This window comes from Erysipelatoclostridium sp. AM42-17 (genome assembly GCF_003480255.1).
Taxonomy (GTDB): Bacteria; Bacillota_I; Bacilli_A; order Erysipelotrichales; family Coprobacillaceae; genus Faecalibacillus.
In genome coordinates this window covers 1-22,377 of sequence record NZ_QUIN01000024.1, presented here as the reverse complement: position 1 = coordinate 22,377, position 22,377 = coordinate 1, and the positions used below count along the sequence as shown (strand labels likewise).

Genomic DNA, 22,377 nt, shown 5'->3' with positions numbered 1-22,377 from the left:
CTACTCCCTCATTACGTAATCAATCTTACATGAAAGTCAACTTTTTGACAAGCATTATTTTATTCATAGTCACAAGTATAACCACGTTGATCTAATTCAAGTTTAACAACTTGCCAATCAGTAAGTAAATCACCTAGTTCTTCTTTTAAACGAACTACACCCATTTTATCTTCCTCTTTAATAACAGCCATTAAAGTAGGTCCTGCTCCTGAAAGATAACATCCTAATATCTTTTCATCTTTTTCTAAAGCATCCATAATTTCATGATACCCTTTGATTAAATCACCACGATAAGGTTGATGTAAACGATCTTTAAAACCAAGCTTTAATCCTTCATCATATCCATTGATTAATGATGCAACCATTAAAGCTAAATGAGATACATTTTTAATCGCATCTTGTCTTGGTAAAGTTTGTGGTAAAACTTTACGAGATTGTTCAGTAGATAAAGTAAAAGGTGGAATTAATGCAACAAAACGATATTCATGCTTAACAGGAATATTTAATGTTAAAACATTATTTTCTTCCATAACTGATACTGTAAGTCCACCAAAGATAGCAGGTGCTACGTTATCAGGATGTCCTTCAATCTTTGTTGCAAGTTCTAGAATCTCTTGACGATCTTGTGCTTTATCAAGAAAAGCAAAGGCACCAACAATTCCAGCAACAATACAAGTCGAACTACTTCCAAGACCTCTTGTATAAGGCACATCGCCACTACATTCAATACGTAATCCGTTAAACTCTAATCCACAATGATTAGCTGCTTCTTTAAAAGCTTGGTAAGTCATATTACTTTCATTACAGAATTGTTCTGGACATCCTACAATATGTAATCCTTCATCAACTAACTCAAATGTAAAAGTATTATATAGCGTTAATGCTAATCCAGCCACATCAAATCCGGGTCCTAAGTTAGCACTGGTCGCTGGAACTCTGACTCTAACTTTCATATAAGCCTCCTACATTTTTTCCATTTCAGATTGAATGAATGGAATAATTTCAGATTTATCAATATGAGTTTTGTGTAATACAGGACGGTCTTTAATTCCTACTAATGGTTGAGGAATTTCAACTCCTGTTTTTTCATTTAATTTTTCAATAGCTTCATACACATCTAATGTTTCACCATAAATAGCTTGATATACAGATTCAGGGAATTTATAAGGTGAAGCTGTTGATAATAAAACTGTTTTAGTTTGATCACCTGATGCTTTTTGATATTCTTTTAAAACTCCATAACCACATGCAGTATGTGTATCTAATAAATATCCTGTTGTGTTATAACATTCTTTAATCGTATCTAATACTTGTTGTTCATTTAAATATCCAGCTTTAAATTGATCTTGAATACGAGCAAATGTTTCATCATCTACTTCATAAACACCATTTTCCTTTAACTTGTCCATATATGATTTAACTTTACCCCCATCTTTACCAGACATAAACCATACTAATCTTTCTAAGTTACTTGATACTAAAATATCCATTGCTGGTGCATTTGTTTTATAGAATTCACGATTAGCATCATATTTTCCAGTAGCAAAGAAATCAGTTAAAATATTATTTTTATTAGATGCTGCGATAAATTTATTAACAGGAAGCCCCATATTTTTAGCGAACCATCCAGCTAAACAGTTACCAAAGTTTCCACTTGGTACACAGAAATTAACTTGATCACCTAATTGAATTTCATTTTGTCTTACTAATTCAAAATAACTATGGAAATAATAAACAATTTGTGGAATCAAACGCCCAACATTAATTGAGTTTGCTGAAGATAAGAAAACATGATGTTGATCACTTACAGCCTTTAAGTTTTCATCACCAAAAGCCACTTTTACAGCACTTTGAGCATCATCAAAGTTTCCTTTAATCCCAATAACTTTTACATTATTTCCTGTTTGAGAAACCATTTGTTGTTGTTGAATGGAACTTACACCATCTAATGGATAGAATACTTTAATACATGTTCCAGGAACATTTTTAAATCCTTCTAAAGCTGCTTTCCCTGTATCACCACTTGTAGCTGCTAAAATCATTACTTCACGATCTTCTTTTAATTGTTTTAAAGATAAAGTCATTAAATGTGGTAATAAAGATAAAGCCATATCTTTAAATGCTGCTGTTTGTCCATGGAATAACTCAGCTACATATACATCTCCTGCTTTTTTTACAGGAACAACAACTTCAGGAAATAAACCACTACCATATGCTTTTTTACAAGCATCGTTAATTAATGCTTTTCCTTCTTCTGGTACAAATGTACTAATTACTTCTGTTGCTAAATCCACATAATTTAATGTTGATAACTGCTTTAAATCTAACTTTTGTAATTCAAAATTAGGAACTAATAATCCCCCATCATTACCAATTCCTTGTACAATCGCTTGATAAAAGTTGATTTCATCTTGCTGATTACGGGTACTAATATATGTTTTATTCATCGTTTAATCCTCCAATAATTTAATTCATTATATTGAATAAAATGTTTTAAGTCAATAATTGTATACAATTTATCTTATATTCTTTTTCATTATACCATGATATAAGAAATAATGATGATTATTTCTTATTTATTTGACTGTTGTATACAATCATGATATTATATCTAAAAAATATAAAGAAAAGGAGAATTTTAGCATGATGACCATAAAAATATCGATTAAAAACATGATGTTTTCGATAAATTTATTATAATCATGGTCTATCTTTCTTGTTTTTATGATAAGTAACATTGACCTTATATATAAGGTCAATTTTTATTAAGGGGGCGCAAATATGAAAATTGGTGTAGTGGGTTTAGGTACTGTAGGTTATGGTGTCGTTGAAATTCTTACTAACGAAAAACAAAGATTAGAAAAAACAATTAATCAAGAAGTGACAATTAAATATGGTTGTGGACTTGAGGAAGTAGATTTACCAGAAGAAATTATTTATACAAAAGATTATCATGATGTGATTAATGATCCTGAAGTTGATGTTGTTGTTGAACTAATTGGTGGTACAACAATTGCTAAAGATATTATATTATCAGCTATCAACAATAAAAAACATGTTGTTACTGCTAATAAAGCTTTATTAGCTCATGATGGTAAAGAAATCTTTAAAGCTGCTAAAGAAAATGATGTTCATATTTTCTATGAAGCATCTGTAGGTGGTGGTATACCTGTATTAGTAAGTCAAAAAGAAAGTTTAATTGCTAATAATACTAAAGAAATTGTTGGTATTTTAAATGGAACAACAAACTTTATTTTAACTTTAATGGAAAATGAAAATCTTGACTTTGATGAAGCTTTAACAATTGCTGATGGATTAGGATACGTTGAAGCTAATCCAGCACTAGATTTAGATGGTATTGATGCTGCTCATAAGATTTGTATTTTAGCACAAAATGGATTCCATCAATACATTGATTTTGATAAGATCAAAGCTGTTGGTATTCGTAATATCACTAAAACAGATATGGATTATGCTAAGAAATTAGGTTATCGTTTTAAAATGATTGCACAAGCCAAAGAAGTCAATGATGGCATTGGTATTGATGTTGCTCCTACTCTTGTTAATCGTAATGAGCTTGTAGCAAGTGTTATGGATTCATATAATGTTGTAGAAATTGATAATGATTATGTTAATAATATTATTTATTATGGTCGTGGTGCTGGACGTTATGTTACAGCTTCTGCTGTTGTCAGTGATATCATAAAAACATCACAACAAGAAAAATGGTCTCATGATTATCCAGACTGTCAACATGTTTACCCTATTACCAAATCTAAGTACTATATTCGCGCTTCTAAGCCATTAGATGTAGATTATGAAACATATTACAGCGAAAAAGCAGATCATATCTATATTACTCATGAAATGGAATTAGATGAAATCACAACACGTTTAAACGATGAAGATTATGTTATTTTTAAAGTGAGGGGATAAGTTTTGAATATTATTGTCCAAAAGTTTGGTGGTACTTCCACTCGTTCACGTGAAAGTCGTGCACAAATGTACAATAACATTATTAGAGAAATTAATAATGGAAATAAAGTTGTCGCTGTGGTCAGTGCTATGGGACGTTATGATGATCCTTATGCTACTGATACCTTATTATCTATTGTCAAAAAAGAAGAACTTGATGATGAAGAAATGGATCGCTTAACAAGTGTAGGTGAAACGATTTCAACATTAGTCTGTAAAAGTGAATTTGCTCATTTAGGTTATCGTGCTGCTACTGTAACCAATCATGAACTAGGAATTGTCACAGATACAAAATTCAATAATGCTACAATTTGTCAAGTTGAAGGAAAAGATATTCTTGATAAGTTAAAATATGCAGATGTGGTATTTGCTCCTGGCTTCCAAGGACATGCTCAAAATGGAAAAATAACAACATTAGGTAGAGGTGGTAGTGATTTATCAGCTGTCGCAATAGGGGTCGCTATTGATGCCAGTGAAGTAGAAATCTATAGTGACGTTAATGGAATTTATACTGCTGATCCAAGAATCGTTCCTGATGCAATTAAATTAGATTACATTTCCTATGCAGAAATGTTAGAATTATCAAAAAATGGTGCTAAAGTGTTAAATCATCGTTGTGTTCAATTAGCAGCGAGTCATAATATTGCCATTCATGCGCGTTCTTCATTTGAAGATTGTAAAGGAACATATGTTATAGGAGATGATAGAATTATGAAAGAGCATTTAAATCAATTAGTTATTTCTGGTATTACTGGTTCGCAAAATGAAGCTCGTATTACTTTAGTTCAAGTTGATGCGACAACACAAGCTTCTGGAGTTTTATTTGAACGTATCGCTGAAGCTGGAGTCAATGTCAATGTCTTTAACCATGTATTAGTTGGTGCTGGTAAAATGGATATATCATTAATCATTAATGATGAAGATGTCACAACTGTTGTTGATATCATTAATGAATTAAAACCAATGTTAGCACCTGAAAAAATGATCGTTAGAGGTCATATTGGTAAAGTATCTGTCATTGGTGTGGGTATTAAAAACAATCATGGAATGTTCCAAAAAGCATACAATACCTTAGTTCATAACGGTATTAGTGTAGAAATGACATCATGTTCAGAAATTAATATTTCTTGTTATATAGATCGTGATGATGTAAATCGTGCACAAGTTTTATTACATGAAGCATTTTTAAAAGAGGGGGATAAATAAAAATGAAAAAATTTAAAATTGCTATTGTTGGTGCGACTGGAGCTGTAGGTCGTGAAATGTTAAGATGTGTTTTCCAATTTAACTTTCCTTTTGAAAGCATTAAATTATTAGCGTCTGCAAGAAGTGCTGGAAAAGAAATTGAATATGAAGGACACAAATTTGTTGTTGAAGAATTAACAGAAAATAGTTTTGAAGGTATTGAAGTTGCATTCTGGTCAGCAGGGGGTAGTATTTCAGCTAAATATATGAAATACGCTGTTGAAGCAGGTTGTGTTAACATTGATAATACAAGCCATTTTAGAATGGATCCTGATGTTCCATTAGTTGTACCTGAAGTAAATGGTTATGCTCTAAAAGATCATCATGGTATTATTTCTTGTCCAAACTGTACAACAATTATGATGTGTAGTGCATTAAATCGTTTAGATGAAGAATTTGATATTGAAAGAATCGTTGTTTCTACTTACCAAGCTGTATCTGGTGCAGGTGTTGCTGGTATGGAAGAATTATATCGCCAAAGCCGTGAAGTTTTAGATGGTAAAGAACCAGAAGCAAAAACTTTACCATGTGCTGGAGATAAAAAACATTTCCCAATTGCTTTTAACTGTATTCCTCAAGTAGATAAATTTGATTTATCTAATGGATATAGTAAAGAAGAAATGAAAATGGTTAATGAAACTAAAAAAATCTTTAATAAAGATATTGAAGTTAATGCAACATGTGTTCGTGTTCCCGTATTACGTGGACATAGTGAATCAATTTATATTGAAACTAAAAAACCAATCGATGTTGATAAAGTCTTCGATTTATTAAAACATAGTACAGGTATTGATTTATGTGATGATTTAGCTAATCAAGTATATCCAATGCCAACAAGTTTTATTGGTGATGAATTAACACATGTTGGTCGTGTAAGAAAAGACTTATATAAAGATAACGCCTTAAGTTTATGGATTACAGGTGATCAATTAATGAAAGGTGCTGCTTACAATTCAGTAGACATCGGATTAAAAATGATTGAACTTGGATTATTAAAATAAATGAAAATAGCTATCTGCCAAGCAGATAGCTATTTTTTTATAATTCCTACGCCTATAGGATAAGGTCCTGTATGAACTCCTATTGTGGCCCCTATTTGACCAATACCAATACTTTGATGAAAATCAGGATATTCTTTTAATAATAATTCTTCCAGTTGCTTTTTATATTGAAAAGCCTCATCTTGATCATAACCATAACCTATGGTAAAACGGTAATCATTAGGATCTAATTGATTTTCTTTAAAGTATTTCATCATTTCTTCATTTACTTTTTTCAAAGATTTCTTGCGTCCTCTACTTAATCCTGCATTAAATATTTCACCATCTTGTAATAAAATAATAGGTTTAATACCTAATGCTCCAGCAGCAATCCCTGATAACTTTCCAACACGTCCACCATGTACCAAATAATCCATGCCACCAATAGTAAAGAAAATACGTCCTGTTTCTTTTAAAGCTTGAAGTTGTTTAATTGTTTCATCATATGAGCAGCCTTCATTTTTTAATGTTACAGCTTTTTCTACCATCATTCCTTGATCAATAGTAATTAAAGTCGTATCAATGATTGCCACCTTACAATCCGGATATTTTTCTTCAATCATCATTTTTGCATTATTAGCCGAATTATATGATCCTGAAAACTTTGCTGTAATACAAAGACAAATTATATCTTGTCCTTGCTTAGCAATCTTTTCAAACACTTGAATATAGTCTTGAATTGAAGGCATGGATGTTTTAGGAAATTGTTTAGGATGATCAACCATAAATTGATAAAACTCTCTAATATCTAATTCTTCAATTTCCTTTTGATATAAAGCACTATCCATACTTACATAAAAAGGTACAACTTCAACCCCAAGTTCTTGTGTTCTGGCTAAACCTAAATCACAAGCTCCGTCACTTACTATTTGATACATACACTTCCTCCTTATTATTTATGAGCAAGTATATCATATATTACTTTGAATTACAAACTATTTTTATTATTCTTTTATTGGTAAGATAATTTTAAAAGTTGTCCCTTCGCCAAGCTTACTTTGTAATTGAATTGTTCCTTGATAATATTGAACAATATGTTTAACAATCGCTAAACCAAGTCCGGTTCCACCTGTTTCTTTATCTCTACCTGGATCACATCTAAAGAATCTTTCAAACACTCTTCCTTGATCAATCAAAGAAATTCCTCGTCCAGTATCACTCACTTCAATAACATAATCATGTTCACTTACATAACTATCAATCTTAATAGACCCTTGGTCTTGATTATATTTAACAGCATTATTAATTAAGTTATTCATTAACTGTTGCATATGTTGATGATTAGCTAAATATGTGACTTCTGTTAAATCTGTATTGACTGTTAATCCTTTTTTATCAATTTCTACTTGTAAAGATTCTAAAATATCATCAACAATTGGTTTTAAATGAACTGGATGTAAAACTACTTCTACATCTTTATTTTCTAATCTTGATATCATAAGAATATCACTAATTAAAGATGACATATGATCTACTTCTTTTTGAATCTTATCTAAAGCTTGTTTTTTTACTTCAGGATTATCAATCATTCCTGTTTGTAATAATTCACTATAACCCCTAATTGAAGTCATTGGTGTTTTTAATTCGTGAGAAACATTAGAGAAGAACTCTTGTCTTACTTTCATAGCATTCACTGAGTCGGTAACATTAACAAACAGTAAAGTTACTCCATAATCCACTTTAGCAATATAACAATGATATGTTTCTTCATCTTTTTTAATTGTCACAATTTTAGGTTCTGCACCTAGTGTATCTAATTGATCAATAATCTTATAATCAAAAATATAATCTTCAACTGAATGATTTAATTCCATTTGACTATCAAATAACTGCTTAGCTTTAATATTACACATTAATACTGATTGATTTTCATCCAATAATATAAAACCTTCATTCATTTGATCAAGAATACTATTAATCTTGATCCTTTCATTCTTTAACGATTCCATCGTATTTTGAATCGTTTCTGCCTGTTCTTTTAATTTAGTTGCGATAATATTAAATTCATCATAACTATAATAATTAAAACTCAAATAACGATTATCTTTGATTTTAGATACTTCTTCACTAATTTCACGAAGTGGTTGAGTTAATGTTTGACTAAAACGATAAGCCATCGCTAAAGCAATACATAATGATAAAAGCGCACTAATCGTAAGTGGCTCTACTAATGGTGCCGCATTATCAAAGACACCATTATAAGGAATTGCAATACGCACAATATGTTGACGATGAAAATAAGCCACATAAACCATGTTTTTTCTAAGCGTAGAAGAATAACGGGTAGCATATCCATATTTATGCAACATCGCTTCCTTAAATTCTTCACGATCACTATGATTTTCTTTAATAGCCGTTTTATCTGTATCTGCAAGCACCTTTCCTTTTTCATCAATAATTGTTAGTCGGGTTTGATTGGTATAGGCTAAATCATTAAGTTTATTAATTTGTTGATTTAAAGGTTGTTGGTAATCAATTTGGTTTTCAGCTAATCTTAATGCATAAAACATATCTTTTTTAGTATTAGATAACATTTGGTCTGAAAGAATAACCATAGAGACGGTTGTTGAAAACAATAAAGTTAATATGAGTACTGATGCAAAATACTTAAATATTGCTTTATTCATAATCTTTCTTTCCTTCTATAAAACGATAACCTACGCCTCTGATTGTCTTAATATACTTATTACCATCATCATTTAATTTAGCTCTTAAGGCTCTAATATGCACATCTAAAACTCTAGATTCACCTATAAATTCATATCCCCAAATATGATTTAAAAGTTCATCACGTTCTACTACACGATCTTGATTTTCTAATAAGTAAACAAGTAATTGATATTCTTTATTCGTTAATTCAATGGATTGATTATTTTTCTTAACAACTCTTGTTTGTTTATCTAAAGATAAAGAAGGTGTCATGATAGCTTGATTTTTAGAATGATGGCGTCTTAGTAAAGAACGAACCCTTGCTTGTAATTCTAAAACCCCAAAAGGTTTTGTCATATAATCATCACTACCACTATCTAAACCATTAACCTTATCAATTTCACGATCTTTAGCACTTAAAATAAGAATTGGTAATTCTTGATTTGTCTTCCTGATTTCTTTAATAGCATCTAATCCTGACATCTCCGGTAGCATCAAATCAAAAATAGCTAAATCTACATTCTCTTCTTGCATTTGTTTTAATGCTGGTATGGCACTAGAAAACTGTTTAACAGTATATCCTGCACTATTTAACGCTAATTCTATAATTTCTCTAATATTTTCATCGTCTTCAATAACATATATACACTCTTTCATGCTCTTTCCACCTCTTTACATAATCTTAACATATTTCACATATAGCATTGTTAAGATTACGTAAAGTATTAATGAGTTTTCATTTAAAAACTTATCTTAAATTGAGTTTATTTTACACTCTCCATTAATAGAACCTTTCTTCATTTTTGGTGAACGTTAACAATTAAAATAGAGCTAACAAAATATTAAACTTTAAAACATTTTGCTAAGCTCCTCTATATTATTTCACATATAATGTGATAAATTGACAATGAGATAGAGTCTTTGTTGTGATTGAATTGTTTTCAATCTTTAAAGCTTCACCTTTTTCTTCTTTTAAATTTGTATAATAAGCTTCCCGAATATCGAAATTGAATGTTAAAGTTTCATTTCTATTTTCATGATTCTTACCATTAAATAGACGAATAATATATCCTTCACCATCTTCAGCTTTCTTAATTGCACTGACAACCAATTGACTATTTGTTTTAAACATCGAATAAGATTGTGGTAAAGTTCCTTCAACTTCTTGTTGGCTGAAAATCAATCTTCCATTTAAGAACGATGAATAAACATAACCATCAATATGATTATTATAACGTCTTGCAAGTAAATCAATATCTGCTTCGTTTATATTTCCTGTATAAGTGCTTATACCAAAATCAAAATTCATTTCTTTTAGTAATTGTGCATCAGGTGTTTCAATAATTCTTTCCCCTGAAGCACGACCTGGACGATAAAGTAAATTTTCTTTACCCATAAATCCATATGTTCTATATAAAGTTAAACGAATTTGATTTCCTTTTTCACCAATCACTTCATATTCTCTTACACCTTGAGGATATAAAGCCATGCCTCTGGTTCCATCAGTTAATGAAACATAGCTTTGTGTTGGTTCAATGGCAATTGGAGGTTCTTGCCAACTTGATTGGTCATTTGCCCAGTTTGCAAGTTCAATCTCTTTATTATCTTTGATTCCATCTTTTTTACCTAAATCGGCTAAATATAATTTCATATCTTTTTTATAAATGTTTGGACGCTTAATAGAACCGAATTGTTGATCAGCATAGTTAAATTCAGTCACAAGTTCACTATCAAATAGCACACATAATCTATGTGATAAACCTTTATTATCTACATGAACATTGAAATCAATAACCTTGCTACCTTTTCTTAATCCTACTTTTAAATTTACAGGTAATATCACTGAAGTTTTCTTTTGAGCACGTTCATCTAAGCTTGCAGGAACTTTCATATCAAAATGAATCAATGCTTCTTGATAAATATCAGAACCAATCACTTCATAAGAGAAAGAAGAATTAGTTGAATAAACTTCCATATCTTTTCTTGGTGGAGAATAGTTAAAGCTATCCCCATCATCGCCATTTTCAACAAGAACTGCTTGATTATGATAAGTATAATGATTTTCTTTATCTAAAATTGTAAGTGATCCATTGTCAGCAATTTCTATATGATAATACTCATTTTCTAATGTATTTTTCTTTTCTATTGTCAATTTTGAATCTTTTGTTAAGTCTAATTGATATTGAACATATCCCATTGCTGGCACATCTTTTGCATCAATTGCAATCACTGCTTCGACAATATTTTCAGGAGTATAAATTTTCTTTGACGGATTTAATTTGATTGTTTGTGACTTGACATAATCTGTTAAGTCTCTTTCACTCACAATTGTATAATCAATCACATTGCCTTGACTGTCTACAAGAGCAAATGATTCTTTTGGTAAATAAACTTTCAATATCACAACATCATTTCTTTGTACAGGTAAGGTATTGAATAATGTAATGCTCATTTTGGCATCACTTTGAATATGCGTTGCGATTAAACGCGAATGAAGTTCAACTAAGTTAACAGCAATATCTCTTGCTTGTTTATAACGGATAAGCACATCTTGGTTTGCTGTATCACTAATACAAGAACCGATAGAATCATGTGCTGCATTTTCAAATAATAATTTCCAAATTTCTTTCACAGCTTCATGAGGATAATCATTTCCTAATTGATAAGACATTGTTAGTAATGGTTCTAAGATATTTACAACATAATTTTGAACTTGTGTATTCATCACTTTTAAATCAGAACGAGATGAGAAAATAGATTTATGAATACGCATGTGTTTTGCAATAACAAGTTCTCCTTGTACTTCTTCTAATTTTGGGTTTTCACTTTTCACATCTTTAATATAGTCTTCAATACAGCTAATGACATATTCATTATCTGGATCTTTTTCATTACGTTCTTTAATAATATCTGGTAAATTTTTACGAATTGGTGCCTGGTCAAACCCATTAGGGAAATAGATATGACGTGTTGAAGAACGACCACCTGCCTTTTCAAAGCATTCTTTTTGCCAAAATTCTTCTTTTCCTTCACCTTCAGGAATATTTCCACCAATGTAGTAACCAAAAGGAATTTGTGTAGCAAATACAACGCTACCATCATCTCCACGCCAATTAAAATCAGTATGGTTTACCATATCGTCACTGACACCTCGCCAGAATAATGTATCACTAATACCAAATTGACGATAGATTTGTGGCATGTTTCCAGCTTGTCCAAATGAATCAGGTACATATCCGACATTCATATATCCACCAAGAGCTTCACATGTTTTCATTCCATAATACATATTTCTAACAATACTTTCTCCAGAAATCACAAGTTGATCACTTTGTGTATACCATGGACCAATGATTAATTTTTTTGCTTTGACTAATTGTTCAATACGCTCTTTATCTTGCGGCATCCATTTTAAATAATCATCTAATAAAGAGCCTTGCGCATCGACCATATAGTATTTAAAATCTTCATTTGATTCTAATGTATCTAAAACATCTTTTAAATCTTTCATCAAATAAACTTTAGAACGAGATGTTGTAAAATACCACTCACGATCCCAATGACTATGTGGTACAACATGAATTTTTCTTTTCATTTCTAACCTCCTAAAATAATAGGAAGATATGCATCTTCCCATTTTCTTTATTCAATTGTAATTTCAATATCATCAATATCAATATCTTCTTCACTAGAATCAGATTCATCATTGAAGTCAACAAGCATAGTTGATACAATCGCAATAAATAAAGCACCTACGATAATACCAACCAAATATGCCCAACCATTTGTAATCGAAATGAACCCATACATTCCTCCAACAGGCGGAATATTTGCTTGAGCACCTAAGATGCTACATAATCCAGCGCCAATTGCTCCACCAATCATATTGATTGGAATTAAAATAGCTGGTTTGACTAATGTGAAAGGAATAGCTCCTTCAGTAATACCGATGAATCCCATAACCCAGTTACCTTTTCCTGCTTCTTGGAAACTTGATGAGAATCTATTTTTCTTAATAACAGTTGCAATAGCATATGCTAGTGGTGGAATACAAATTGCACAGTTGATGTAAACATTAGGTTGATAAATACCTTCAGTTAATAAAACATTACCTGCCATCCATGCTGATTTATTGATAGGTCCACCCATATCTGAAGCGATCATAGCTCCTAAAATTAACGACATCACTAATTGACTTGTTCCACTTTGGCACATATCTCTTAACCAAGATACTAATGCATCATTAATAGCAGCGAGTGGAGTTGCCAAAATAACCCCCATAATAACAGCCACTAATCCAGTTGCAATAAACGGACAAATAACAAGTGGCATCATTTGTTGCATAGATTCAGGTAAATGAATGTGTTTTTTAGCCCATCTTACTGAATATCCTGCAATAAATGCAGCAATAACTGCACCTAAAAAACCTGCTTTTGTATTACTTGCTAAAGCACCACCAATTAAACCTGCACCAATTGCTGGTTTATCAGCAATACTATATGCAATAAATCCTGCAAGAACTGTATTGACTAAACCAATACCTGTCCACCCAACTTGTTCTAATAAATATAATACATGTAAAAATCCTTCTTTTTCTGCATAAGGATCTAAACTGTTAATCCCCATTGAAACTCCTATTAATTTAGGAATTGCAACAACTAATGATGCTCCAATGATAAGTGGAAGCATATAACCTATACCAGTCATCAAATGGCCTTTAGCTTCTTTTAAAAATTTTTTCATTTTTTCCTCTCCTTATTTATAAATTTGCGCTATAATGAGAGCGTGGACTTCATTATAGTCTATAAGTAACAATGCACGCCAATTGCTTGTTACTTTTTTATTTTTTGTTTGCAACAGCTTGAATGCATTTTTTAATCACTGCTTCAGGTGCTTTGATACAAGTTGTAATATCTACACGAATAACAGGTTTACCATCAAAACGTTCCATACCAACAATTTTTTGATCAGATGCAATAATCACAAAATCAGCAGTTTTTGCTTCTTCATCAGTAATTGCATTGACTTGTCCCATACTTCCTTGTTGTTCCATTTTTAAATCATAACCTAATTTTGCACCAGCTTTTTCTAAAGCTTTTGCAGCCATTGGTGTATGAGCCAACCCTGCTGGGCAAGCAGAAATACCGACAATTTTCATTTAATCTTCCTCCATATTTTTGATAATATATTTTTTTAACTCTGTTTTATCTTCTGATAATTTCACCATATCTTTAAAATCATCTTCTAATAAACAAGTAGCTAACTTAGATATCATTTGTAAATGCACATTTCCCTCATGATGAGCAGGAACCAATAATGCAAAAATATAACGAACTACTTGGTCGTCTAAAGTTCCCCACTCGATACCATTTTTCACTCTTAAATACATAATAGCAATTTGGTCAACTCTCTCACTACGAGCATGAGGAATTGCAAATCCATCCTGTAATCCTGTTGGGAATTCCTCTTCACGATTTAAGAAATCTTGATATAAACCATCTCTATCACGAGTAATTCTTTGTTCATATGCATGATCACAAATAAATGAAATTAATTCTTCTTTTGTGTTTGCTTCAACGTCTAAATAAATATTTTTTTCATCTAACATTTCGTCACCCCCTGACTACAGCTTATAGTTTACACGAAACGGAATAAGGGCTCAACCAAATGAATTTCCAGTTTCAAATGGAAATTCTATGAAAACTCTTTCATCATTTCCACATAAAAGTGGAAATTGTCGATACATCCAAATATTTGCGATTTTTTTAAAATCCTATTACTATATTGAATAGGGATATGAAAGGAGGTTTTTTCACTGTTTCCATATAATCGTTTAAATGAAATTTTTTATTATATAAAGAATCATGAATTTACCAAAGCCCAATTATTGGCTTCACAATTAAATATTACTGAAAGAACAATTAGAGGCGATATTCAAGTGATTAACGATATATTAGAACCTTTTCAACTTCAAATCAATCTTAAAAGAAAATATGGATATTATCTAGAAATCAGTAATCAAGAACTTTATGAAGAATTTTTAGTGCAACTTGATTCACAAAAAAAATCAACACTTGATACACCAAGTGATCGTATCAAGTATATTTTAAAGACATTACTTTATCGTAATGATTACATCACACTAGAAGAGTTATCACAAGATATTTATATTAGTAAAAACACAATTCAAAATTATATCAAGCAAATTAAACAAACAATTTCTACTTATAATTTAGAATATATTACCAAAGTTAACTATGGTGTAAAGGTTATTGGAAATGAAGATGACAAAAGGAAATGTTTAATTGATCAAGTATTTGCCCATGATTTTGAGAACTATGTTGTTGGATTTTCTCATGAAGAACGTGCTATATTTAAAGGGATTGATTTAGAGTATATTCAAAAAGTAATTATTCATTCTTTAGATGCTCAAAATATAAAAACAACTGATTTCAGTTTAAAAAATTTAATTATTCATTCTGCATTAATGATTTCGCGTATTCAAAATGATTGTTATATTCATACAAACAATCAATTAAAAATTCCAAAAAAAACATCATATATCGTTGAGAATATCTGCAAACAATTTGAAGATTATTTTCACATTACAATTAGCAATGGTGAAAAACAATATTTTTATTTACACTTAGTTGCAAATACAGATTATGAAGTGTCCTCACTTAATGTTGATGATATTAGAAGTAAAGTCAAACATCTTTTAAATATTGTTTATTTTGATTACAGTTTTGATTTAAGAAACGATGAAATTTTAGTCAATGATTTATTTTATCACTTCCAATCGATACTCACAAATAAAACGTTTTCTATTAATAAAAGAAATCCTTTATTAAATACAATCAAAGCGAATTTCCCACTTGCTTTTGATATCACTTTAACATCAACATCCAAAGTGTTTTCCTCTCCACCTTATACATTGAATGAAGATGAGGTCGGTTATGTTTCCTTGCATATTGGTGCTGCTATTGAAAGATGCTTTTCCGGACAAATTCAACGTAAGAGTACAATTTTAGTTTGCGGTTCTGGACAAGCAACAACACGTATGCTAGAAGCAAGATTAAACGCTTACTTTAATGATAAGATAACCATTGTTAGAAAAGCTTCATATAAAGAATTTATATCATATACTGAAAGAGAATTAAAAAATGTTGATTTTGTGATTTCTACAATTCCTATTGAAAGTCCATATATCCCTGCAATTGTGGTAGATTTCTCACTTACAAATGATGATATTGAATCCATTTCACATTTTTTATCAAATATGTCTATTGATAAAACACAGAAAACAAGTCAATTCTTTGATGAATCACTTTTCATCAAATTAAAAAGTGTTAAAGATAAAAATCATTTGATTCGTATGTTATGTGAAAAACTAGAAGAAAACCATATTGTCAATAAAAATTATTATGAAAGTGTTATAAAAAGAGAAACACTAGCCAAAACAAATATGTCCGATTTTTTCGCACTTCCTCATCCAATGGAAGTTTGTGCTAATGAAACAAAAGTTGCCGTTGCCTTGTTGGATGACCCACTATTATGGGATGAGAATGATACCGTACAAATTGTTTTCTTAATTGCAATTAAACAAGGTGAGCAAAATGATATTGAGCATTTATATGATGTCTTTATTGAAATAGTCAACAATAATAAACTCCAACAATCCATTACTCATTGTCAAAACTATCAACAATTTATAGAGATTCTTTCTCAAAATATTGATTAAAAACAGGTTAACGATATGTTGTGAACTCCAAAATTTGGCAATAAAATAGAGTCAGAAATAAATAAATGATGATATCATGAAAAAATATATTTTATCAAAGATAATAATGATACAGCACTGAAGAGCAAATTTTTTCTAATTAATAACGTGATAAAATAACATTGAAAAGGGAGAATATGAGAATATATTCTCCCTTTTTTTCCAGTAAAACAAAAAACGAAGGTGAATGGTTGGATTGTCAACACTTTTTTGGACACTATCTATGAGAACGTACGATACTCAACAGTTGTCTTATGTCCTAGTGAACTATGAATTCTAATATTATTATACCAATTTACATAATCAAACAATTCTCTTTCTAATTCTTCAAAATCATTAAATATGTACCAAGTAAAGATTATAAGAAATTCACACAATCTTTAAAACGAATTTATGGTGCTACTAATATAAAAATTGCAAAAACGTCTTTTGAAACATTTCAAAAAGAATAGGCTCAATACCCAGGTGCCGTAGATGTTTGGAAACGAAATTTCATACATGTTGAACAGCTTTTTAACTATGGAAGTGATGTTAGAAAAATCATGTATACGACTAACGTAATTGAATCAGTTAATTCTCGTTTTTGAAAGCTTACTAAAAAAGGAACATTTCCTAATGAAAATGCATTGTTTAAACTATTATATCTAAGAATTAAAGAATTCGAAAACAAATGGGAAAATGGACATACTAGGAATTGGTCAATGGTATTAAATCAATTGATGATAGATGATCATTTTACAACTAGAATCAATCAATATTTAATTAGCCAATCTTAACAAAAAAAGATGCAATTATACGTATATTGCATAACCTTTTACATACTCAAAAAGCAGCAGTATTAAAGATATGTTTTAACACTACTGCTTATTAAATACAAGTTTTTTTAGTGACATTAAAAGAAATAATCACAAACTTAAATAACCTATTTTTTAGTAATTTTAAAATTACTTACACACTTTTCTTGACAAAGCCGTTCTTTTTTTTATTTTCTAAATAAGTCTTTGATTATTAAGTTTACCTGTTTGATTAAATTCAATCCATTCACATATATTAACAACATGATCACCAATACGTTCAAAGTATTTACCTATCATTAAGAAGTTAATCGTAAGATCTCCTTTATCTTTCGATTCTTTAATCATTTGAACAATATCTGCTCTTACTTTTTCAAATAAACGATCCATTTCTTGATCCATATCTTTTACTTTTAAAGCATGTTTTAAATCATGATGATGGAAAGCATCTAAAGATTCCTTAACCATCTTTGTTGCAACTTTAGCCATTTCTTGAATATGACCTATCATTAAGAAACTATCCACCTCTTGCATTTCTAATATAAGTTCCGCAATATCAGCACTTTGATCACCAATTCTTTCTAAATCAGTAACCACTTTTAAAGCTGTTGATACATCTCTTAAATCAGATGCAACTGGTTGTTGTTTTAAAATCAATGATAAACATTCTGCTTCAATTGATCTTTCTACATCATTAATTTGTTTATCACCACGAATAATATCTTTTGCTAGTTCATAATCTTGTTCTTTGAATGCTGTAACACAATTTTCAATAGCACATACAACTAAATGACACATTCTATCTAAATCAACATGCATTCTATTTAATTCTTGATCAAATTGACTTCTAAGCATGATTCTTCCCCCTATCCAAAACGACCAGTAATATAATCTTCTGTTCTTTTATCTTTTGGCATTCCAAAGACATCTTCAGTCTTACCATATTCTACCATTTCTCCTACTAGGAAAAAGGCAGTATAATCAGCAATACGACTTGCTTGTTGCATATTATGCGTTACAATCGCAATCGTATATTTTTCTTTTAATTTAGATAAAAGTTCTTCTATTTTTAATGTAGAAATAGGATCTAAGGCACTTGTTGGTTCATCAAGTAAAATTACTTCAGGTTCTACTGCCAATGCTCTGGCGATACATAAACGTTGTTGTTGTCCACCAGATAAACCTAATGCACTTGAATGAAGACGATCTGAGACCTCATCATATAAAGCAGCTGCTTTTAAACTATCTTCAACAATACGGTCTAATTCTTTTTTATTTTTTATTCCATGAATACGTGGTCCATAAGCAACATTATCATAAATAGACATAGGAAAAGGATTGGGTTGTTGAAAGACCATTCCTACTTTTTTTCTTAATAATGTTGTATCTACACGACTATCATAAATATTTTCATCATCTAATGTAACAGTACCATCAATTTTAACATTATCTACATAATCATTCATACGATTTAATGTTTTTAAAAATGTTGATTTACCACAACCTGATGGACCGATAAAAGCTGTAATCTTATTTTCTTTAATATCTAAATTTACATCTTTTAAAGCATGTTTTTCACCATAATATAAGTTTAGATTTCTCGCTTGTATTTTATTTTCCATATTTATCTATTCCCTTCATTTACATCGAATTTACGACTAATCCATTTAGCTAGCATATTCAAACCTAATACAATAACCACTAATACTAAAGCAATAACAAAAGATACTTCATAATTTCCTTTAGCCATTTCTAAGTATAATTGAATAGTAAGGGTACCCCCACTGCTAAGTAAGTGACTAAAAATATTTTTTGGTAGTAGTGAAACAGATCCTGCTGTAAAGAGTAAAGCTGCCGATTCAGCAACGATACGCCCCATAGCAAGAATAACCCCTGTAAGAATACCAGGAATCGCACCAGGTAATAAAACCGTACGAATCATATACCACTTTGTTGCACCAATTCCAAGTGCTGCCTCACGATAGCTTTTAGGAACACATTCTAACGCTGTTTGCGTATTACGAGAAATAATTGGTAAAATCATAATCGCTAGTGTAAGAGATCCTGTTAGTATCGAAAATCCAAATCCACAAAATGATCCGAAAAACAACATTCCAAATAAACCATAGATAATAGACGGGATTCCCGCTAAAACCTCTGTAGTAAAGGAAATGATATTAACAAATTTTTTATTTTTGGTGTATTCATTTAAATAAATAGCACCACCAATACCAATAGGACAGGCTACAAGTAAAGTCACAATAACAATATAAACTGTATTAATAATATTAGGAAGAATCCCTACTGTATCATTAATAATACTTGTAGTATTAACTAAATATGAAAAGTTAAATGCCGGTACACCACGATATAAAATATAACCAATAATAATGAATAATATAAAGATAGCAAGAAACGAACTGAGTTGAATCAATGCATATAATACTTTATCGCTTAAACGATTCTTTTTTTCAAGAATTGTCGTACTATTCATCTTGATCACCTCGTTTCAAAATATAAGTTAAAACTAAATTAATAATCATAATAAAGATAAATAAAACTAAACCTATCGTAAATAAAACTTGTCGATGAAGTCCACTTGCATATCCCATTTCTGATACAATCGCTGTAGTTAAAAAACGAACAGAATGGAATGGATATGGTAAAGAAACTGCATTTCCGGCTACAAGTAAAATAGCCATTGCTTCACCAATTGCCCTTCCGACTCCTAAAACAATTGCTGACATAATACCTGATTTAGCACTAGGTACAACGACTTTAAAGATTGTTTGAATCTTACTTGCTCCAAGAGCTAAAGAACTTTTACGATAATCATCAGGAACGGCTTTTAATGCTGTTTCTGAAATATTAATAAGGGTAGGTAAAATCATAATTGCTAAAACAATAATAGCAGATAATAAGTTAGCCCCTCCTGTAAATTGGTGAGTTTTAGATCCTTTATAGATAAGTAATTCTAATTTATACATCATTGGATTAACAATTAAAATTCCTAATAATCCATAAACAACAGAAGGTATTCCAGCTAATAATTCAATTGCTGATTTTAATACTTTTCTTATTTTTTCCGGTGCTATTTCAGCTAAATTAATAGCTGTAAATAAGCCAATAGGAACCCCAATGACAATAGCCAAAAATACACCGACTATTGATGTCAAAATAATATAGGCAATCCCAAAATGAGGATGCGCCGCTGTTGGTGCCCATGTTGTAGAAAACAAAATTCCTGTAATTCCTTCTTTAAAAATAGCGGGTGTCCCCGATATAATCATATATCCTGTAATTGAAATAACAGCAATTACAGAAACAATGGCACAGCCACGAAATATCATCGCGGCTGTTTTTTCTACAAGAGATTTTGTTTTCTTATGGTTCATTACTGATAATATCTGTTTTTCCATAATAAATCCCTTCTTTATTTATTTGGTGTTACTAATCCTACTTTTTTAATAATCTTTTTACCAGCATCACTTTTTACGAAATCGAATACTGCTTTAACTTGTTTAGATTGTTTACTAATTTTACCTTTAGTTGCCATGACGAATGGTCTTTGTAAAGTATAGCTTCCATCTTTAACAGTTTTTTCACTAGGTTTTACACCATCTAATTTCATTGCTGTAACTGTGTCATCTAATACATCTAATGATACATAACCAATTGCTCCTGAAGTTTTAGCAACTTTAGCTAAGACTGCACCAGTTTCATTTAATTCTTGAGCATATTTACATTGATCTTCGATTTTTAATAATTCTTCAAATGCTCCACGAGTTCCTGAACCAGCTTCACGTCCAATAACAACGATGGCTTCATCTTGTCCACCAAGTTCTTTCCAGTTAGTAATTTGACCTGTGTAGATTTTAGATAATTGATCTTGAGTTAAGTTTGTTACTTTATTTGATTTGTTAGTAATCATTGCAATACCATCAATAGCAACAACGTTTTCTTCTAAGCCATTTGCTTTTTCTTCATCAGTTAATGCACGAGAAGAATCTCCGATATCAGTAGTTCCTGATGCTAAAGCTTCTAACCCAGCTCCTGATCCTGTAAATTGTGCTTCTAATTGTAAGTTTGGATATTCTTCTTTAATTCCTTCTGATAAGGCATTAACGAATTTTTCCATTGAAGTTGATCCGTTTAAACTTACCTTTCCACTTACAGCACTTGAAGCACTATCACTTGATCCAGTACTTCCACATCCAGTTAAACCTAGACATAATGTTAAAACCATTAAAAATCCTAATACTTTCTTTTTCATTCTGTTTCCCTTCCTTTGTTTTCTTAAGACAACTACATCATATTCGTTTTCTCCCTTTACGAAAATCAAAGAAGCGTATGGTTTATGTTAAGATTATGTAAAGTGAAAAAAGTGTAACTTTCGTTACACTTACAATAAATTCATGATACCACTGATACCAATAACAACATATATGATTTTCTTTACATTCTTTTCATCTATATAATCAATTACTTTTCTAGCAATAATTGTACCTATCATAATACCTATGGCACCAACCAAAATAAATGTAAACTGATGAACTGTTAAAATGCCCTTAAATACTCTAAAGCCTGTATTATAAACATTATTAATTAAAAAGAATAATTGAATACACCCTAAATATTCCTTTTGTCCTTTCGTTTTATTCATAAAATATAAAACCATTAAAGGACCACCAATACCAAACAAACCATCACAAATGGCAGAAATAACAATACATAAAATACTTAAATATATATTCATTTTTATCTGTTTATTATCTCTTTGAATAAAAAGATAATAAACAGCAAGGAATATTAAAAATACGCCTAATGCTTTCTTTAAAAATAGGTAATTTAAAATAACTTGTGGTTGAGATTGTTTCGGCCAATAAGACAATTT

At 30.5% G+C, this 22,377-nt stretch carries 19 protein-coding genes and 2 pseudogenes; 5 read left to right on the top strand and 16 right to left on the bottom strand.

Annotation, left to right across the window (positions count from 1 at the left end; translation table 11 throughout):
• Positions 1-59: 59 nt before the first annotated feature.
• Together thrB and thrC are read right to left on the bottom strand one after the other, a co-directional pair.
• The gene (gene thrB, locus DW911_RS09080; RefSeq protein WP_118433463.1) at positions 60-953 is read right to left on the bottom strand and encodes a homoserine kinase; all 894 of its coding nucleotides are present in this window, start codon (positions 951-953) and stop codon (positions 60-62) included.
• Positions 954-962: 9 nt separating this feature from the next.
• Positions 963-2,447, bottom strand: coding sequence for a threonine synthase (gene thrC, locus DW911_RS09075; protein WP_118433465.1), 1,485 nt, complete (start codon positions 2,445-2,447; stop codon positions 963-965).
• A gap of 334 nt (positions 2,448-2,781) precedes the next feature.
• On the opposite strand from thrC, the gene DW911_RS09070 reads away from it, so the two are divergent.
• The 3 genes from DW911_RS09070 to DW911_RS09060 are packed head-to-tail and all read left to right on the top strand — an operon-like array spanning position 2,782 to position 6,221.
• Positions 2,782-3,936 carry a homoserine dehydrogenase gene (locus tag DW911_RS09070; RefSeq protein ID WP_118433467.1) on the top strand — a complete coding sequence of 385 codons (1,155 nt, stop codon included), beginning with the start codon at positions 2,782-2,784 and terminating at the stop codon, positions 3,934-3,936.
• 3 nt (positions 3,937-3,939) lie between these two features.
• Complete coding sequence (locus DW911_RS09065; protein ID WP_118433469.1) at positions 3,940-5,181, top strand: aspartate kinase; 1,242 nt, start codon at positions 3,940-3,942, stop codon at positions 5,179-5,181.
• A 2-nt stretch (positions 5,182-5,183) separates the two neighbouring features.
• Complete coding sequence (locus DW911_RS09060; RefSeq protein ID WP_118433471.1) at positions 5,184-6,221, top strand: aspartate-semialdehyde dehydrogenase; 1,038 nt, start codon at positions 5,184-5,186, stop codon at positions 6,219-6,221.
• Positions 6,222-6,250: 29 nt separating this feature from the next.
• On the opposite strand, the gene DW911_RS09055 is transcribed toward DW911_RS09060, so the two are convergent.
• The 7 genes from DW911_RS09055 to DW911_RS09025 all read right to left on the bottom strand — a co-directional run bounded on the left by DW911_RS09055 (position 6,251) and on the right by DW911_RS09025 (position 14,517).
• Positions 6,251-7,138 carry a DegV family protein gene (locus DW911_RS09055; RefSeq protein ID WP_118433473.1) on the bottom strand — a complete coding sequence of 296 codons (888 nt, stop codon included), beginning with the start codon at positions 7,136-7,138 and terminating at the stop codon, positions 6,251-6,253.
• A 66-nt stretch (positions 7,139-7,204) separates the two neighbouring features.
• Positions 7,205-8,887, bottom strand: coding sequence for a sensor histidine kinase (locus DW911_RS09050; RefSeq protein ID WP_118607729.1), 1,683 nt, complete (start codon positions 8,885-8,887; stop codon positions 7,205-7,207).
• Positions 8,880-9,566 carry a response regulator transcription factor gene (locus DW911_RS09045; RefSeq protein ID WP_118607728.1) on the bottom strand — a complete coding sequence of 229 codons (687 nt, stop codon included), beginning with the start codon at positions 9,564-9,566 and terminating at the stop codon, positions 8,880-8,882. Before DW911_RS09045 ends, DW911_RS09050 begins: the two co-directional genes overlap by 8 nt.
• 220 nt (positions 9,567-9,786) lie before the next feature.
• On the bottom strand, positions 9,787-12,504 hold the full coding sequence (gene mngB / locus DW911_RS09040) for a mannosylglycerate hydrolase (protein ID WP_118433479.1): 2,718 nt from the start codon (positions 12,502-12,504) through the stop codon (positions 9,787-9,789).
• Between the two features lie 47 nt (positions 12,505-12,551).
• Positions 12,552-13,652, bottom strand: a complete 1,101-nt coding sequence (locus DW911_RS09035) for a PTS fructose transporter subunit IIC (RefSeq protein ID WP_118433481.1) — start codon at positions 13,650-13,652, stop codon at positions 12,552-12,554.
• A 97-nt stretch (positions 13,653-13,749) separates the two neighbouring features.
• Positions 13,750-14,067, bottom strand: a complete 318-nt coding sequence (locus DW911_RS09030) for a PTS fructose transporter subunit IIB (protein WP_118433483.1) — start codon at positions 14,065-14,067, stop codon at positions 13,750-13,752.
• On the bottom strand, positions 14,068-14,517 hold the full coding sequence (locus DW911_RS09025) for a PTS sugar transporter subunit IIA (protein ID WP_118607727.1): 450 nt from the start codon (positions 14,515-14,517) through the stop codon (positions 14,068-14,070). It abuts the gene before it with no gap.
• 207 nt (positions 14,518-14,724) lie between these two features.
• On the opposite strand from DW911_RS09025, the gene DW911_RS09020 reads away from it, so the two are divergent.
• Positions 14,725-16,650 (top strand): BglG family transcription antiterminator, encoded by a 1,926-nt coding sequence (locus DW911_RS09020; RefSeq protein WP_118433487.1) that lies wholly within the window; start codon positions 14,725-14,727, stop codon positions 16,648-16,650.
• 260 nt (positions 16,651-16,910) lie between these two features.
• On the opposite strand, the pseudogene DW911_RS09015 reads toward DW911_RS09020, so the two are convergent.
• Positions 16,911-17,033: pseudogene (locus tag DW911_RS09015) on the bottom strand (IS3 family transposase); the annotation flags it as partial.
• On the opposite strand from DW911_RS09015, the pseudogene DW911_RS11365 reads away from it, so the two are divergent.
• Positions 17,025-17,465: pseudogene (locus DW911_RS11365) on the top strand (transposase); the annotation flags it as partial. The pseudogenes DW911_RS09015 and DW911_RS11365 sit on opposite strands and share 9 nt — an antisense overlap.
• 213 nt (positions 17,466-17,678) lie before the next feature.
• Here the strand turns inward: DW911_RS11365 and phoU are convergent.
• The 6 genes from phoU to DW911_RS08980 form a co-directional block, all read right to left on the bottom strand.
• Positions 17,679-18,338, bottom strand: coding sequence for a phosphate signaling complex protein PhoU (gene phoU, locus DW911_RS09005; protein WP_118607726.1), 660 nt, complete (start codon positions 18,336-18,338; stop codon positions 17,679-17,681).
• An 11-nt stretch (positions 18,339-18,349) separates the two neighbouring features.
• Complete coding sequence (gene pstB / locus DW911_RS09000; protein WP_118607725.1) at positions 18,350-19,105, bottom strand: phosphate ABC transporter ATP-binding protein PstB; 756 nt, start codon at positions 19,103-19,105, stop codon at positions 18,350-18,352.
• Positions 19,106-19,107: 2 nt separating this feature from the next.
• Complete coding sequence (gene pstA / locus DW911_RS08995; protein WP_118433493.1) at positions 19,108-19,977, bottom strand: phosphate ABC transporter permease PstA; 870 nt, start codon at positions 19,975-19,977, stop codon at positions 19,108-19,110.
• Positions 19,970-20,902, bottom strand: a complete 933-nt coding sequence (gene pstC / locus DW911_RS08990; protein WP_118433495.1) for a phosphate ABC transporter permease subunit PstC — start codon at positions 20,900-20,902, stop codon at positions 19,970-19,972. Before pstC ends, pstA begins: the two co-directional genes overlap by 8 nt.
• A gap of 14 nt (positions 20,903-20,916) precedes the next feature.
• Positions 20,917-21,756: a phosphate ABC transporter substrate-binding protein gene (locus DW911_RS08985; RefSeq protein WP_118433497.1), complete on the bottom strand. Its 840-nt coding sequence runs from the start codon at positions 21,754-21,756 to the stop codon at positions 20,917-20,919.
• A gap of 129 nt (positions 21,757-21,885) precedes the next feature.
• A partial coding sequence (locus tag DW911_RS08980; protein ID WP_147365877.1) for a sulfite exporter TauE/SafE family protein occupies positions 21,886-22,377 on the bottom strand: 492 nt, incomplete at its 5' end.